Annotated in this window: 14 protein-coding genes; 2 read left to right on the forward strand and 12 right to left on the reverse strand. The window is 66.0% G+C overall.

Features of this window, described 5'->3' with window-relative positions; translation table 11 throughout:
- Position 1: 1 nt before the first annotated feature.
- From hflX to ndk, 10 genes are all read right to left on the reverse strand, one after another.
- Positions 2 to 1177, reverse strand: coding sequence for a GTPase HflX (gene hflX / locus C7H84_RS11150; RefSeq protein WP_205611422.1), 1176 nt, complete (start codon positions 1175 to 1177; stop codon positions 2 to 4).
- A 72-nt stretch (positions 1178 to 1249) separates the two neighbouring features.
- Positions 1250 to 1489, reverse strand: coding sequence for an RNA chaperone Hfq (gene hfq / locus C7H84_RS11155; protein ID WP_006399927.1), 240 nt, complete (start codon positions 1487 to 1489; stop codon positions 1250 to 1252).
- A gap of 153 nt (positions 1490 to 1642) precedes the next feature.
- On the reverse strand, positions 1643 to 2980 hold the full coding sequence (der, locus tag C7H84_RS11160; RefSeq protein ID WP_121858875.1) for a ribosome biogenesis GTPase Der: 1338 nt from the start codon (positions 2978 to 2980) through the stop codon (positions 1643 to 1645).
- Between the two features lie 246 nt (positions 2981 to 3226).
- Complete coding sequence (gene bamB, locus C7H84_RS11170) at positions 3227 to 4372, reverse strand: outer membrane protein assembly factor BamB (RefSeq protein WP_121858876.1); 1146 nt, start codon at positions 4370 to 4372, stop codon at positions 3227 to 3229.
- A 40-nt stretch (positions 4373 to 4412) separates the two neighbouring features.
- Positions 4413 to 5042, reverse strand: a complete 630-nt coding sequence (locus tag C7H84_RS11175) for a tetratricopeptide repeat protein (RefSeq protein WP_121858877.1) — start codon at positions 5040 to 5042, stop codon at positions 4413 to 4415.
- A gap of 54 nt (positions 5043 to 5096) precedes the next feature.
- Positions 5097 to 6437: a histidine--tRNA ligase gene (gene hisS, locus C7H84_RS11180; protein ID WP_121858878.1), complete on the reverse strand. Its 1341-nt coding sequence runs from the start codon at positions 6435 to 6437 to the stop codon at positions 5097 to 5099.
- Positions 6438 to 6458: 21 nt separating this feature from the next.
- Positions 6459 to 7763, reverse strand: coding sequence for a flavodoxin-dependent (E)-4-hydroxy-3-methylbut-2-enyl-diphosphate synthase (gene ispG / locus C7H84_RS11185; protein WP_121858879.1), 1305 nt, complete (start codon positions 7761 to 7763; stop codon positions 6459 to 6461).
- A 106-nt stretch (positions 7764 to 7869) separates the two neighbouring features.
- A complete protein-coding gene (locus C7H84_RS11190; protein ID WP_121858880.1) occupies positions 7870 to 8892 on the reverse strand; it encodes a RodZ domain-containing protein in 1023 nt (340 codons plus the stop codon).
- 235 nt (positions 8893 to 9127) lie between these two features.
- Positions 9128 to 10267 (reverse strand): 23S rRNA (adenine(2503)-C(2))-methyltransferase RlmN, encoded by a 1140-nt coding sequence (gene rlmN, locus C7H84_RS11195; RefSeq protein ID WP_044848980.1) that lies wholly within the window; start codon positions 10265 to 10267, stop codon positions 9128 to 9130.
- Between the two features lie 55 nt (positions 10268 to 10322).
- On the reverse strand, positions 10323 to 10748 hold the full coding sequence (gene ndk / locus C7H84_RS11200; RefSeq protein ID WP_006478674.1) for a nucleoside-diphosphate kinase: 426 nt from the start codon (positions 10746 to 10748) through the stop codon (positions 10323 to 10325).
- Positions 10749 to 10998: 250 nt separating this feature from the next.
- Here ndk and C7H84_RS11205 point away from each other — a divergent pair, with 250 nt between their 5' ends.
- Positions 10999 to 11697 carry a Bax inhibitor-1/YccA family protein gene (locus C7H84_RS11205; protein WP_121858881.1) on the forward strand — a complete coding sequence of 233 codons (699 nt, stop codon included), beginning with the start codon at positions 10999 to 11001 and terminating at the stop codon, positions 11695 to 11697.
- A 66-nt stretch (positions 11698 to 11763) separates the two neighbouring features.
- Here C7H84_RS11205 and rlmD read toward each other — a convergent pair whose 3' ends face one another.
- Positions 11764 to 13161 (reverse strand): 23S rRNA (uracil(1939)-C(5))-methyltransferase RlmD, encoded by a 1398-nt coding sequence (rlmD, locus tag C7H84_RS11210; RefSeq protein ID WP_121858882.1) that lies wholly within the window; start codon positions 13159 to 13161, stop codon positions 11764 to 11766.
- Positions 13162 to 13396: 235 nt separating this feature from the next.
- Here rlmD and C7H84_RS11215 point away from each other — a divergent pair, with 235 nt between their 5' ends.
- Positions 13397 to 14257, forward strand: a complete 861-nt coding sequence (locus C7H84_RS11215) for an endonuclease/exonuclease/phosphatase family protein (RefSeq protein WP_121858883.1) — start codon at positions 13397 to 13399, stop codon at positions 14255 to 14257.
- Positions 14258 to 14284: 27 nt separating this feature from the next.
- On the opposite strand, the gene C7H84_RS11220 is transcribed toward C7H84_RS11215, so the two are convergent.
- Entirely contained in the window at positions 14285 to 15061 is a 777-nt protein-coding gene (locus C7H84_RS11220) for a 3'-5' exonuclease (protein WP_121858884.1), read from the reverse strand.

Below are 15061 nucleotides of genomic sequence, written 5' to 3' on the forward strand. Positions count from 1 at the left end.
GTTAGCGCCCGTGTTCGGAAATCGTGTGGTCTTCGTGCGGTTCAGCGGGTGCGCCGTCGAGCGCATCGTTGGGCAACGTCGAGCCGGAAAGGTGTTCCGCGGAGGCGATCTCGGCGATGGCGGCACGCAACGCGTCGAGACCCTGACCGGTGCGTGCGCTCAAAAAGACGCGCGAAATATTACCATACTCGTCCCGCTCGACCGCGTCGCCGCGGGCCGCCAGCTCGGGCACGGCATCGATCTTGTTGAACACCAGCACCTGCCGGATCGTGTCCGCGCCGATCTCGTGCAGCACGCCGTTCACCTGCTCGATCTGCTCGAGCCGCACCGCGCTCGATGCGTCGACCACGTGCAGCAGCAGATCCGCATGGATCGTTTCCTCGAGGGTCGCGCGAAACGCGGCAACCAGCTGGTGAGGCAGTTCGCGGATGAAGCCGACCGTATCGGACACGACGATCTGGCCGACCTCGTCGCCGAGGTACACGCGCCGCGACGTCGTATCGAGCGTCGCGAACAGCTGGTCGGCCGCGTAGGCCTGCGCTTTCGTCAGTGCATTGAACAGCGTCGACTTGCCCGCGTTCGTATAGCCGACAAGCGACACCGACATCGTGCCGCTGCGGGCGCGCTGGCGGCGCTGCGTGCTGTGCTGCCGGCGCAGCCGGTCGAGCCGCGACTTCAGCATCTTGATGCGCTCGCCGATCAGCCGGCGGTCGGTTTCGAGCTGGGTTTCGCCGGGGCCGCGCAGGCCGATACCGCCTTTTTGCCGCTCGAGGTGGGTCCACGCGCGAATCAGCCGGGTCGACAGGTATTGCAGCTGCGCGAGCTCGACCTGCAGCTTGCCTTCGTGGCTGCGGGCGCGCTGCGCGAAGATGTCGAGGATGAGGCTCGTGCGATCGACCACGCGCCGGTTAAGCGACTGCTCCAGATTGCGTTGCTGGGCCGGCGCCAAGGCGTGGTTGAAGATGACGATTTCGACGTTGTGCGCGTCGCAGGCAAGCCGCAATTCTTCGGCTTTGCCGCTGCCGATGAACATCTTCGCATCGGGGCTGGCGCGACGACCCGTGAGGGTGACGGCGGGACGGGCCCCCGCACTGGAGGCAAGAAGACTGAGTTCTTCGAGACTGGCTTCGAAATCGGTCTTGCCGAAATCGATGCCGACGAGCGCTGCGTTGATCAAATTATCGGGTGTCAAGATGAGGCGGCTGGCATCGGTCGCTCGCGGCGACCGGATGCCGGCCGCTGCGATAGGTTAGGACGAGGCTTCCGCGTCCGGGTGGAAATTCACCGGGCGCGCCGGCACGACCGTCGAGATGGCGTGCTTGTAGACCATCTGGGTCACCGTATTACGGAGCAACACGACGTACTGGTCGAACGATTCAATGTTCCCTTGCAGCTTGATGCCGTTGACGAGATAGATCGAAACGGGAACGTGCTCTTTGCGCAGTGCGTTCAAAAACGGGTCTTGTAACAATTGCCCTTTGTTGCTCATGGCGTACTCCATCTTTTTTTGCAGGTTGATCTGGATTGGCGACGAAGAAAAAGAGATCCGGCGCCAATCGCTACACTATAGCTGATTTTGCCTGCCCCGCCCCCGCGCAGGCCATGCGGCCTATGCCTTGCGGGAAGCGCGTGGCAGACGTGCTCAGCCCTTGTCCGCGTACGGGTTGGTCGACGAACGGAACTCTATGCGCAATGGAGTCCCGGTCAGGGAGAAAGTTTCGCGGAATCGGTTTTCCAGGTAACGCTTGTACGTCTCCGTCACCGCATCGAGCGCGTTGCCGTGGATCACGATCAGCGGCGGATTCTGGCCGCCCTGGTGCGCGTAGCGCAGCTTCGGACGCACCGGGCCGCGACGGCGCGGCTGCTGGAATTCGACGGCCTCGATCAGCGCGCGCGTGAGCTTCGGCGTCGGCAGCTTCGCCATCGCCGCCGCGTATGCGTCGTCGACCGAGCGCATCAGCGCGCCGATGCCCGTCTTCTTCGCGGCCGAGATGTAGTGCGATTTCGCGAAGTCGAGGAATTTCAGCTTGCGGGTCAAATCGGCTTTCGCGCGATCGCGCGCGTGGTCGTCGAGGCCGTCCCACTTGTTGACGCCGATCACGAGCGCGCGGCCCTGCTCGACGACGAAGCCGGCGATGTGCGCGTCCTGGTCGGAAATGTCCTGCTGCGCATCGAGCAGAAGAATGACGACGTTCGCGTCGGAAATCGACTGCAGCGTCTTCACCACCGAGAACTTCTCGATCGCCTCGAACACCTTGCCGCGACGCCGCAGGCCCGCGGTGTCGATCAGCGTGTATTTCTTGCCGTTACGCTCGAAGTCGACGTAGATCGAATCGCGCGTCGTGCCCGGCATGTCGAACGCGATCACGCGGTCCTCGCCGATCAGCGCGTTCACGAGCGTCGACTTGCCGACGTTCGGCCGGCCGACGATCGCGATCTTGATGCCGCGCGACGGATCGTCCTCGTCCGCTTCCTCGGGCTGGCCCGCGTACGCGACTTCCAGCGCCTCGTTGATCATGTCGGTCACGCCGTCGCCGTGCGCGGCCGAGATCGCGCGCGGGTCGCCGAGCCCGAGCTCGTAGAAGTCCGTCGCGACCGCCGTGTACTTCATCCCCTCGGCCTTGTTGACGACGAGGAAGATCGGCCGGCCGGTCTTGCGCAGGTAATCGGCAATCGCCTTGTCCTGCGGCGCGAGCCCGTTGCGGCCGTCGACGATGAACACGACGACGTCGGCTTCCTCGACCGCCTGCCGCGTCTGGCGCGCCATCTGGTGCAGGATGCCGTCCTTCGCGACGGGTTCGAAGCCGCCGGTATCGACGACCAGGTACGGCCGTGCGCCGACGCGCCCTTCGCCGTAATGGCGATCGCGCGTCAGGCCCGGCAAGTCGGCGACCAGCGCATCGCGCGAGCGCGTGAGCCGGTTGAACAGCGTGGATTTCCCCACATTGGGGCGCCCAACGAGGGCAATGACCGGTTTCATCTGTGTTTTCTACGGTGATGCGCAGCAGCGGGAGGCCCGCTGCTGCGGGCGGCTGCGCTGAATGAAAATATCACGATTTCGCGCCGCGCCGGATGCGCGCGCCGGGCGCGCGTTGCGCGCCGTCGTCTTTCGTTGCGAACTGCCTTTCAAATACCGAGCGGCCGGGGACACCGGCCGCCTTCGTGTTGCGCGACCGCGGCGCACGGGACAGGCCCGCCGCACCACGATTGCGCTGTTGCGTGCGCGTCAGCGCGGACGGAACCCGTACAGGCCGCCGTCCTTCGTCTGCACGACGAGCGTATTGCCCGCCAGGACCGGCGCCGCGGTAATCGGGCTGCCGTCGGTCTTCATCCGGGCGATGAAGCTGCCGTCCTCGCGCGACAGGAAGTGCACGAAGCCCTTGTAGTCGCCCAGCACGACCGCATGGCCCAGCAGGTAAGGCACGCCGACGTCGCGGCTCTTCAACTGCTCGTTGCGCCACAGCTGGTTGCCGCTCGCCGCGTCGTAGGCCGTCACGACCGACCAGTCGTCGCCGCCGGCGACGACCGAATCGTCCTGCGCGAGGCCGCTGCGGCTCGAGAACGCCTTTTCCCACAGCGGACGGCCCGAGTTCGCGTCGAAGCAGCCGAGCTGCCCCTGGAACGTGACCGCGCAGGCTTCGGCACCCACGAGCGTCGGCGGACCGCTGACGTCGTTGATGCGCTCCACTTCGGTCACGCCCTTCGGGAACGACACGGGCGTCTGCCAGAACGGCTCGCCCGTCTGCAGGTTGATCGCGACGAGACCGCCGCCGGGGAAGCCCGCCAGCACGGCCGCATCGCCCGCGAACGTCATGCCGGCCGACACGCGCAGGTTCAGCGGCACCGCGCGGTTGCGGTAGTTCCACTTCTGCTCGCCCGTCTGCGCGTTGAACGCGATCACCTGGCCGTCGATCGTGCGCACGACCACGAGGCCGTTGCCGACCAGCGGCGGCGAGAAGATCTCGCCCTGCACGCTCGTCTTCCACAGCTGCTTGCCGTCGGCGCCGAGCACGAACACGCCGCCCTTCAGCGCGCCGACCGCGGTCAGGTTGCCGTCGCTGCCGACGCCTGCCGACAGGTCCGAACCGACCTTCGTGCGCCACAGCGTCTGGCCCGTCTTCGCGTCGATCTTCTCGACCGAACCGTTCTCGCCCGCTGCGTAGACGGCATCGCCCACGGCCACCGGCGAGAACAGGTAGCGCCCGCCCTTGCCGACGCTCGCCTTCCAGACCTGTTGCACGTCCATGACGGGCTTGAACTCGGTGAGCGGCGTCGGCACGCGGCGCGCGTCCTTCGACGACGAGCAGGCCGCCAATGCCAGGACAGCCGCCGCGCAGGCGACGGGCACAGCGTAACGTTTCAGCAAATTCATCGGTTAGCGAAGCAGAGTTAAGAGGTTGAGGGGGCCGGGATCAGCCGCCGAGCGCATCGAGCTTGAACTGCACGAGCTGGCGCGCGGACTGGTCGTCCTTCGACAGGCCGTCGAGCGCGAGCTTGTAAGCCGCACGCGCATCGTCGGTCTTGCCTTGCGCGGCCAGCAGATCGCCGCGGCGATCGGCCACGAGGCCCTTGAATGCATCGACCGGCGTGCCGGACAGCAGCGCGAGGCCCGCGTCGTACGCCTTTTCGTCGAGCAGCAGCGACGCGAGACGCAGTTTCGCGATCTGCTTGTACTCGTCGTCCTTGGCATGATCGACGGCCCATTGCAGCTGTGCCTTCGCGCCGGTGGCGTCGCCGGCTGCGTACAGCGTCTTCGCGGCCGCGAGCGCGGTCATCTGTGCATACGGCGTGCTGCCGAACTTGTCTTCCATGTCGGCAGCCGCGCGGGCCATCGTCGCCTTGTCGTTCGCGGCGGCGGCCTTCTGGACCTGCTCGTACAGCCCGGAAGCCTCGGCGGCCTGACGGCGCTGCCAGTAGTTCCAGCCGTTGAAACCGGCCGCGACGACCAGCGCCGCGAGCACGATCCACGTGGTGAGGTTGCCCCAGCGGGCCCACCACGCCTTCAGACTTTCAATCGATTCTTGTTCGTCGTGATAACTCATCGGCGAGCGATTCCTTCCTTGTCAGGCTTTTCTTGTCAGCGAATGCCAGCGCGATCAGTCGTCGCCGTCTTCGGCGGATGCAACCATCGCATTGATTAGGAATTCGGTCAAGCTTTCGACCGGTACGGTCTGCTGAGCGTTCTTTTCCCCGTCCTGGCCCGCACCGCGCAGCGCCTTCACGCCCACCGTGCCGTTCGCGACCTCTTCTTCGCCGAAGATCACCGCGAACGCGGCGCCGCTTGCATCGGCCCGCTTCATCTGCGACTTGAAGCTTGCCGGCGCACCGTCGGCGCTGCAGTGGAAAATCACGTCGAGGCCCGTATCGCGCAGACGCTCGGCCGCGATGAACGCCTGTTCGCGGGCCGTCTCGCCCTGGTGCACGACATACACGTCGACACCTTCCTGCTCGGGCGCGAGATCCTCTTCCTTCAGCAGCTCGAGAATGCGCTCGATGCCCATCGCCCAGCCGCATGCGGCGGTCGGCTTGCCGCCGAGCTGCTCGATGAGCGGATCGTAGCGGCCGCCGGCCGCGACCGTGCCCTGCGCGCCGAGCTTGTCGGTCACCCACTCGAACACGGTCAGGTTGTAGTAGTCGAGGCCGCGCACGAGACGCGGGTTGATCTTGAACGGAATGTTGTTCGCAAGCAGCAGGCGCTGCAGCCCTTCGAAGTGCGCACGCGATTCGTCGCCGAGGAAATCGATCAGCTTCGGCGCGTTCTGCGCGATCTCCTGCAGCGCGGGGTTCTTCGTGTCGAGCACGCGCAGCGGGTTCGTATACAGGCGACGCTTCGCGTCCTCGTCCAGCACGTCGGCGAACTGCTCGAGGTACTTGATCAGTTCCACGCGATGCGCGGCGCGCTCTTCGGCGAGGCCGAGCGAGTTGATCTCGAGCTTGATGCCGGTCAGCCCGAGGTCGTCCCACAGGCGCTGGCACATCATGATGATCTCGGCATCCGCATCCGGGCCCGCGAAGCCGAGCGCCTCGACGCCGACCTGGTGGAACTGACGGTAGCGGCCGCGCTGCGGACGCTCGTGACGGAACATCGGGCCGATGTACCACAGGCGCTTCGGGCCGTCGTACAGCATGTTGTGCTCGATCGACGCGCGCACGACGGCCGCGGTGTTCTCCGGGCGCATCGTCAGGTTCTCGCCGTTCAGCGCGTCGGTGAAGCTGTACATCTCCTTCTCGACGATGTCCGTGACTTCGCCGATGCCGCGCGTGAACAGCTGCGTGTGTTCGACGATCGGCGTGCGGATGTTCTGGTAGCCGTATGCGCGCAGCAGCGATTTCACGGTAGCTTCGAAGAATTCCCACAGGCCGGCATCCTGCGGAAGGATGTCGTTCATGCCCTTGACGCCGGTGAGCTTCTCGATCTTGCGTTTCTGTTCAGTCATCGTTCGTGTGTGTGGACGAATTTAGTTCAGGGCCTCGGTGCGGCCGTAATTGCGTGCGACGTAGTCGCTGACGATCTGCTGGAATTCCTCGGCGATCCGCTCGCCGCGCAGCGTCTTGACCTTCTCGCCGTCGATGAAGACGGGCGCGGCCGGATTCTCGCCCGAACCCGGCAGGCTGATGCCGATGTTCGCGTGCTTCGATTCGCCCGGGCCGTTGACGATGCAGCCCATCACCGCGACGTTCATCTTCTCGACGCCCGGATACTCCTTGCGCCAGACCGGCATCTGCTCGCGCAGGTAGGTCTGGATCTGCATCGCGAGTTCCTGGAACAGCGTGCTCGTCGTGCGGCCGCAGCCCGGGCACGCGATCACCATCGGCGCGAACGAGCGCAGGCCCATCGTCTGCAGGATTTCCTGGCCGACGATCACCTCGCCGGTGCGCGATGCGCCCGGCTCCGGCGTCAGCGAAATGCGGATCGTGTCGCCGATCCCTTCCTGCAGCAGCACGCCGAGCGCGGCCGTCGACGCGACGATGCCCTTCGAGCCCATGCCGGCCTCGGTCAGCCCGAGGTGCAGCGCGAAGCCGCAGCGGCGGCCGAGTTCGCGGTACACCGCGATCAGGTCCTGCACGCCGCTGACCTTGCACGACAGCACGATGCGGTCGCGGCCGAGGCCCAGTTCGACCGCACGCTCGGCCGAGCCGATCGCCGACTGGATCAGCGCTTCGTACATCACGCTCTGCGCATCCCACGGCTGCGAACGCGCGCCGTTCTCGTCCATCATGCGCGCGAGCAGGTCCTGGTCGAGGCTGCCCCAGTTCACGCCGATCCGCACCGGCTTGTCGTACTTCGCGGCGGCTTCGATCATCTGCGCGAACTGCGTGTCGCGCTTCGCGCCCTGGCCGACGTTGCCCGGGTTGATCCGGTACTTCGACAGCGACTCCGCGCAGCCCGGGTAGTCGCGCAGCAGCAGGTGGCCGTTGTAGTGGAAATCGCCGACCAGCGGAACGCTCACGCCCATCCGGTCGAGCTGCTCGCGAATCGCCGGCACGGCGGCCGCGGCTTCCGGCGTATTGACGGTGATACGCACCAGCTCGGAGCCCGCGTTCGCGAGATCCTTGATCTGGATCGCCGTGCCGATCGCGTCGGCCGTATCGGTATTCGTCATCGACTGCACGCGCACCGGCGCATCGCCGCCGATCGTCACGAGCTGCCCGCCCCAACGGACATCCACCGCATGCGACACGCGACGCGGCTGATGCCCGCCGAACACCGGCTCGGTTGAACAAATCTGACTGCTGCGTGGGGATTGAGCTTCGGATTGCATCGATAGATCCATTTACGCGGAATGCGCCGCGAGGCGGCGCATGAATTGAAAAAGCGCCGTGCCCTCGCGGCCCGTCCAGGACAGGCCGTCGCCACGGCGCTTGACGTCAGGGCAAAGTGAACCGCGCCACGTTACCCCGCGCTGCCGAATATTTTGCCGGATCGACAGGTTTTCCGTCGAACGCGACCGCGTCGAGGCCTGCCTTGTTGCCGATCGTGACCTTGAACGGCCCGTCGCCGGCGACCTGCTTCGTTTCGCCGGCCCGCACCAGCGCCGAGAACAGCTCCTTGCCGTTCTTGTCGCGCACGCTGAACCAGCAGTCCTGCTTGACCTTCAGTTCGACCATCGACTGGCCTGCCGCGACCACGACGCTCGCGGGCTGGGCCGGCACGGCCGCGCCGCTCGCAGCTGCCGCCGCGACGACCGGTTGCGACGCAGTCGCAGCGGCGGTCGAAGCCGTCGGCGTCGGCGCCGGCGCCGGGGTAGCCGACGCCGACGCTGCAACCGGTGCCGGAGCGTCGTTGCCGACTGCCGTCGACGCGCCGCCCGTGGCAGCTTCTTCGACGGAAGACGCCGCCGGCGCGCTGGCCACCGTCCCACTGGCCGCCGACGCATGATTGGCGTCGTTGCCCTTGAAGCGCGCGAGCCAGCTCGACGAATCGCCGCCAGTGTGCCACATGAGCACCGCGATCACCGCGACGACGACGATCCCCGTGCCCCACAGCCACGGATGATGGCGCGACGAGCCGCCGAGCGGAATCGACACGCGGCCGCGCGGCAGATCCGTCCCCGACGACGCGGGCATCGACAGATCGACTTCCGGCACGCCGCGCTCGCGGCGCAGTGCCTGTGCAAACGGTTCCGGATCGACGCCGAGCATCTTCGCGTAGCTGCGCACGACGCCGAGTGCGAAGGTCACGCCGGGCAAGTGACTGATGTCGCCCGCCTCGAGCGCCCGCAGCTTCGGCGGAGCGACCTTGAGCCGCGCCGACACGTCGTCGACCGTCCAGCCCTTCGCTTCCCGGAGCTGCGCCAACCGGCTGCCGACGGCCGCCAGCGTTTCCAGTCCCGCCGGTGCCGGCTTTGCGGCATTCGTCTCTGCGCCGTGTGATGGCTGCGGCTCACTCATCCTTGTCCTCGCGTCGATTCTTCTTCACTGGCGAGCGCCGCCGGCTCCTGCCGGCGGACGTCCGCAACTGTCCATACCATGCGCGGCGCCGAGGCGCCGCGACCGATCGCTATTCGCGTGTTGTACCGCAATGAAGTTCGGGCGTCCGCACCCGGGCAAGCCCCGACCCCGGCGCCCCGACTTGGTGCTCCCGACCGGGCGTCCCCGACTAGGCGCCCCCGACTAGGCGTCCCCGTCAAATCGCCCGAACTTCGATGATTTTTGCTGCTGCGCCCGTACGCTCCGCCAGGCGCGTGCGGTCTTTCACCGCGCCGGCCAGCTGGCCGCATGCGGCGTCGATGTCGTCGCCGCGGGTCTTGCGCACGGTCGTGACGACACCCGCGTCGATGAGGACCTGCGCAAAGCGCTTGATTTGCTCCGGCTTCGAGCGGATGAGGCCCGATTCCGGAAACGGATTGAACGGAATCAGGTTGAACTTGCACGGCACGTCACGCGTGACGGCCAGCAGTTCGCGCGCATGCGCTTCGGTGTCGTTGACGCCGTCGAGCATGCAATATTCGAAAGTAATGAAGTCGCGCGGTGCGACCTTCAGGTAGCGCTGGCACGCGGCCATCAGCTCGCGAAGCGGATGCTTCTTGTTGAGCGGCACGAGCTCGTCGCGCAGCGCATCGTTCGGCGCGTGCAGCGACACGGCGAGCGCGACCGGCAATTCGGCGCCGAGGCGGTCCATCATCGGCACCACGCCGGACGTCGACAGCGTGACGCGGCGGCGCGACAGGCCGTAGGCGTTGTCGTCGAGCATCAGCCGCATCGCGGGCACGACCGCGCTGTAGTTCAGCAGCGGCTCGCCCATGCCCATCATCACCACGTTGGTGACGACCCGTTCGGCCTTGCCGTTCGGACCGGGCGCGCGACCGAGCGACGCACGCAGTGCAAATTCGGCCATCCGGAGCTGGCCGATGATTTCGGCTGTCGACAGGTTGCGGGAGAAGCCCTGCTTGCCCGTCGAGCAGAAGCGGCAGTTGACCGCACACCCGGCCTGCGACGACACGCACAGCGTGCCGCGCGTCTCTTCCGGGATGAACACGGTTTCGACCGCATTGCCGTTTCCGACGTCGATCAGCCACTTGCGCGTGCCGTCGGTGGAAACGTGATCGCTGACGATATCGGGCATCACGATCGACGCACGGCCCTTGAGCTTTTCTCTCAGGGACTTCGCGAGATCGGTCATGCCGTCGAAATCGCCGGCGTTGTACTGGTGGATCCAGCGCTGCAACTGCTTGGCGCGGAACGGCTTCTCGCCGAGGCTGCCGCAGTACGCGACAAGACCCTCGGCATCGAAGTCGAGAAGATTGACGGAAGTTTCGCTCGTCATGATGTGCTGCCTTGCTGCGTGCGCTGAATCCTGACTACTTGTTGCCAGCCGGAGCTTAGCGCGAGTAGACGTTCATTTCCGGGAAGAAGAATGCGATTTCGACCGCAGCCGTTTCGGCAGCGTCCGAGCCGTGCACGGCGTTCGCGTCGATGCTGTCTGCGAAGTCGGCGCGGATCGTGCCCTTTTCCGCCTTCTTCGGATCCGTCGCGCCCATCAGGTCGCGGTTCTTCAGGATCGCGCCTTCGCCTTCCAGAACCTGGATCATCACCGGGCCGGAGATCATGAAGTCGACGAGATCCTTGAAGAACGGACGTGCTGCGTGAACCGCGTAGAACTTCTCTGCGTCTGCACGCGACAGGTGCGCCATGCGCGATGCGACGATCTTCAGGCCGGCGCCTTCGAAACGGCTGTAGATCTGGCCGATCACGTTCTTTGCCACCGCATCCGGCTTGATGATCGACAGGGTGCGCTCGATTGCCATAAAAACTCCAAAAAATTAAGAAGTTACAGGTTCAAATGAATCCGCTATTGTAGCACGATCCCGTGTATCATTGCGATTGAACCCTTACACGAGTGAAAGGTTCCGAATCTGTATGTTTTTGCGTCGCCCGGCCATTGAAACCAAGCGGCGCGGAACGTATCTTAGCCATAGCTGCTCCGGTTTGCTGCGCCGCACACCGCGTGCGCCGAACCGGCCCCGGACGCCCACGCGTTCAATGTTAGGAGAAACCATGAACGACTATCCGTACAATTTCGGCCGCGGCGGCTCCGTCAGCACCGCGGAGGTTCGCAATCGCGTGCTGCGAAACACGTACTGGCTGCTCGCGCTGTCGATGATTCCGACGGTGCTGGGCGCATGGGTCGGCGTCGCGACGGGCTTCTCGCTGTTCGCGGCCACGAGCCCGATGATGAGCCTGCTTGCGTTCTTCGCGATCGCGTTCGGCTTCATGTTCGCGATCGAGCGGACGAAAAACAGCGCGGCCGGCGTGTTCGTGCTGCTCGGCTTCACGTTCTTCATGGGGCTGATGCTGTCGCGCCTGCTGAGCTTCATCCTCGGCTTCTCGAACGGCCCGTCGCTGATCATGCTCGCGTTCGGCGGCACCGGCATCATCTTCGCCGCGATGGCGACGATCGCAACCGTCAGCAAGCGCGATTTCTCGGGCCTCGGCAAGTGGCTGTTCATGGGCGTAATCGTGATCCTGCTGGCGTCGGTCGCGAACATCTTCCTGCACCTGCCGGCATTGATGCTCACCGTGTCGGTGCTCGCGATCGCGATCTTCTCCGCCTACATGCTGTTCGACGTCCAGCGCGTCGTGAACGGCGGCGAGACGAACTACATCTCGGCCACGCTCGCGATCTACCTCGACCTGTACAACGTGTTCACGAACCTGCTCGCGCTGCTCGGCATCTTCGGCGGCAACCGCAACTGACGTTCGGCGCCCCCCATGAAAAAACCGGCCCGCGGGCCGGTTTTTTTACGTCCGCCGCCCGGCCGCTCAGTCGCGCTCGAACAACGCGATCGATTCGACGTGCGACGTATTCGGGAACATGTTAACGACCCCGGCGCCCTTCAGCCGGTAACCGGCCTCGTGCACGAGCAGGCCTGCGTCGCGTGCGAGCGTCGACGGGTTGCACGACACGTAGACGATGCGCTTGGGCAGCGGACCTTCGCCGCTCTGCGCGATTTCGGCCAGCGCCTTCGACACCGCGAGCGCGCCTTCGCGCGGCGGATCGATCAGGAACTTGTCGAACGCGCCGAGCGCGCGAATATCGTCGCCCGTCACTTCGAACAGGTTGCGGCACGCGAACGTCGTATGGCCGTCGACGCCGTTCTCGCGCGCATTCGCGAGCGCGCGCGTCGTCAGCGTTTCACTGCCCTCGATGCCCACCACCTCGCGCGACAGCCGGGCGAGCGGCAGCGTGAAGTTGCCGATCCCGCAGAACAGGTCGAGCACGCGATCGTCGCGCGACGGCGCGAGCAGGCGCAGCGCACGGCCCACCAGCACGCGGTTGATCTGATGGTTGACCTGCGTGAAGTCGGTCGGCTTGAACGGCATGCGGATGCCGAATTCCGGCAGCGTGTAGTCGAGCGGCACGTCGAGCGGATAGAACGGCGTCACCGTGTCCGGGCCCTTCGGCTGCAGCCAGAACTGCACCTTGTGCTCGTCCGCGAACGCGCGCAGCAGCGCTTCGTCGTCCGCGTTGATCGGCTCCAGCACGCGCAGCACCAGCGCGGTGACCTGCGAACCGACCGCGAGTTCGATCTGCGGCATCCGGTCGCGGATCGACAGCCCCTCGACGAGCCGGCGCAGCGGCACGAGCATCGCCGACACGTGCGGCGGCAGCACTTCGCAGCTCGTCATGTCGGCGACGTAGCTGCTCTTCTTTTCATGGAATCCAACCAGCACGCCGCCCTTCTTCGCGACGTTGCGCACGGTCAGGCGCGCACGGTAGCGGTAGCCCCACGACGGGCCGTGGATCGGCGCGAACATCGTCTCGGCGCGCAGCTTCGACAGGTGCCACAGGTTGTCCTCGAGCACGCGCTGCTTGATCGCCACCTGCGCGCGCATGTCGAGGTGCTGCATCGAGCAGCCGCCGCAGGTACCGAAGAATTTGCACTTCGGCTGCGTGCGCAACACGCTCGGGCGCAGAATGTCGACAACCGTCGCCTGCTCGTAGCTCGGCTTGCGGCGATAGCTCGAATAGGTCACGCGTTCGCCCGGCAACGCGCCTTCGACGAAGATGACCTTGCCGGGCGTGCCGTCCTCGGTCACCGTGCGGCCGACACCGCGCGCTTCCATGTCGAGCGATTCGATCTCGAGAACCGGGGCAGGCCCGGGCGCGACGGGCGCATTTTTCGATTTGCGCGCAGAAGTGGGGACGGCTTCGGACACCAGCTTTTCCTGACAAAACGTTGAAGAAGGCGAGATTGTAGACGACGAAAGCCCGCATCGCCTGCTTTCGTGGCGCAGGCGTCGATGCGAATGCGCATGACGCACTGCGCGGCGCGCGAATGGTCCGCAGACAGGCGCTTGGCCAGCGCGCCGCCGGCACGGACGCGCCCCAGCGCACGCGGCCGGCCGGAGGCACGGGTTCTGCTCGCAGACAAGAATTTCAGGAGACTCGACCATGCGACTGATCGACTGGAACATTCAATGGGGTCGGGATGCGGACGGCGGTGTCGACCTCGCGCGCACGCTCGCCGCCGCCCGCCTGCTCGGCGACTTCGACGTGCTGTGCATGCAGGAGGTCACGCGCGGTTTCGGCGCGCTGCCCGGCCAACCGGGCGCCGACCAGTTCGCCGAACTGGCGGCCCTGCTGCCCGGCTATACGATCGTCGAGGCAATCGGCGCCGACCTGCCGGCGCTCGCGCCGGGCGCGCCGCGCCGCCAGTTCGGCAACGCGATCGCGACCCGGCTGCCGGTCGCGCGCGTGCTGCGGCAGTTGCTGCCGTGGCCGGCGGACGCCGATGCACCGTCGATGCCGCGCGTCGCGGTCGAGGCCGAACTGGTGACGTCGTCCGGCCCGGTGCGCGTCGTCGCGACGCACCTGGAGTTCTATTCGGCGCGCCAGCGACTCGCGCAGGTCGATGCGCTGCGCGCGCGGCACCGCGAAGCCTGCGCGCATGCCGAGCACCCCGCCCCGGCCGAGAATGCGACCGGGCCGTTCAGCGCGACCGCCCAGCCGCGCGATGCGATCATCTGCGGCGACTTCAACAGTGCGTTCGGCAGCGATGCGTACCGGCACCTGCTGGAGCCGATCGCCGACGCGCCGCCGTTCGTCGATGCATGGGTCGCCCGGCACGCGGGCCGCACGCCGCCGCCGACCGCCGGCGTCTACGACACCGTGCAATGGTCGGACGGGCCGCTCGCATGCGATTTCGTGTTCGTGACCGATACGCTGCTGCCACGCGTCACGCGCTGCGAGATCGACAGCCACGTGCGCGCGTCGGATCACCAGCCCGTCATACTCGAACTCGATCTAGATTGAGTGCGGCCGCAACGCGGGCGGCCGAGCTCACGCGTCGAAACCGGCCAGGTATTCGGCCCAGTGCGACGCCGGCTCCTGTGCGAGCGAATTCTTCACGAGCAGGATTTCGTCCGCATACTCGGTCGGCGTCAGCCCGCCGCGCATCAGCTGGAACCGGCAATACAGTAGGTACGTGTTCACGACGTCGGTTTCGCAGTAGTTGCGGATTTCGTCGATCCGCCCTTGCTGGAACGCCGGCCATACCTGGCTGCCGTCCATCCCGAGCTTGCCCGGAAAGCCGCATAGCTTCGCGAGCGCGTCGAGCGGCGCGTTCGCGCGCGCCTGATACATCGCGAGCACGTCCATCAGGTCGGTATGCCGCGAGTGATAGCGCGAGATGTAGTTGTTCCACTTGAACTCGCGGTCGTCCTCGCCCAGATCCCAGTAGCGGCTCGCCGGGATTCCATGCACGAGCGCACGGTAATGGAGCACCGGCAGATCGAAACCGCCGCCGTTCCACGACACGAGCTGCGGCGTGTATTTCTCGATCACGCGATAGAACGACTGGACCAGCGTCGCCTCGTTGTCCTGGGGCGTGCCCAGCGAGCGTACGCGGAATCCGTTGTTGTCGCGGAACACGCAGGAGATCGCCGCGATGCGTTGCAGATGGTGCGGGAGGAAATCGCTGCCGGTCTTCTCGCGGCGCGCGGCGAACGCGTGTTCGGCCACCGCGGCATCGTCGAGCGTTGCGGGCAGGTCTTCCAGACGGCGAATGCCGTCGACATCGGGAATGGTCTCGATGTCAAAAACGAGAATCGGTGTCAT

Origin of the sequence: Burkholderia sp. Nafp2/4-1b (assembly GCF_003635165.1) — a bacterium.
GTDB lineage: Bacteria > Pseudomonadota > Gammaproteobacteria > Burkholderiales > Burkholderiaceae > Burkholderia.

What these genes read in the sequence shown, in the direction of transcription:
- hfq (WP_006399927.1), bottom strand. Translation starts at nt 1,489, where the DNA reads ATGAGCAACAAAGGGCAATTGTTACAAGACCCGTTTTTGAACGCACTG.
- der (WP_121858875.1), bottom strand. Translation starts at nt 2,980, where the DNA reads ATGAAACCGGTCATTGCCCTCGTTGGGCGCCCCAATGTGGGGAAATCC.
- bamB (WP_121858876.1), bottom strand. Translation starts at nt 4,372, where the DNA reads ATGAATTTGCTGAAACGTTACGCTGTGCCCGTCGCCTGCGCGGCGGCT.
- C7H84_RS11175 (WP_121858877.1), bottom strand. Translation starts at nt 5,042, where the DNA reads ATGAGTTATCACGACGAACAAGAATCGATTGAAAGTCTGAAGGCGTGG.
- hisS (WP_121858878.1), bottom strand. Translation starts at nt 6,437, where the DNA reads ATGACTGAACAGAAACGCAAGATCGAGAAGCTCACCGGCGTCAAGGGC.
- ispG (WP_121858879.1), bottom strand. Translation starts at nt 7,763, where the DNA reads ATGCAATCCGAAGCTCAATCCCCACGCAGCAGTCAGATTTGTTCAACC.
- C7H84_RS11190 (WP_121858880.1), bottom strand. Translation starts at nt 8,892, where the DNA reads ATGAGTGAGCCGCAGCCATCACACGGCGCAGAGACGAATGCCGCAAAG.
- rlmN (WP_044848980.1), bottom strand. Translation starts at nt 10,267, where the DNA reads ATGACGAGCGAAACTTCCGTCAATCTTCTCGACTTCGATGCCGAGGGT.
- ndk (WP_006478674.1), bottom strand. Translation starts at nt 10,748, where the DNA reads ATGGCAATCGAGCGCACCCTGTCGATCATCAAGCCGGATGCGGTGGCA.
- C7H84_RS11205 (WP_121858881.1), top strand. Translation starts at nt 10,999, where the DNA reads ATGAACGACTATCCGTACAATTTCGGCCGCGGCGGCTCCGTCAGCACC.
- C7H84_RS11215 (WP_121858883.1), top strand. Translation starts at nt 13,397, where the DNA reads ATGCGACTGATCGACTGGAACATTCAATGGGGTCGGGATGCGGACGGC.
- C7H84_RS11220 (WP_121858884.1), bottom strand. Translation starts at nt 15,061, where the DNA reads ATGACACCGATTCTCGTTTTTGACATCGAGACCATTCCCGATGTCGAC.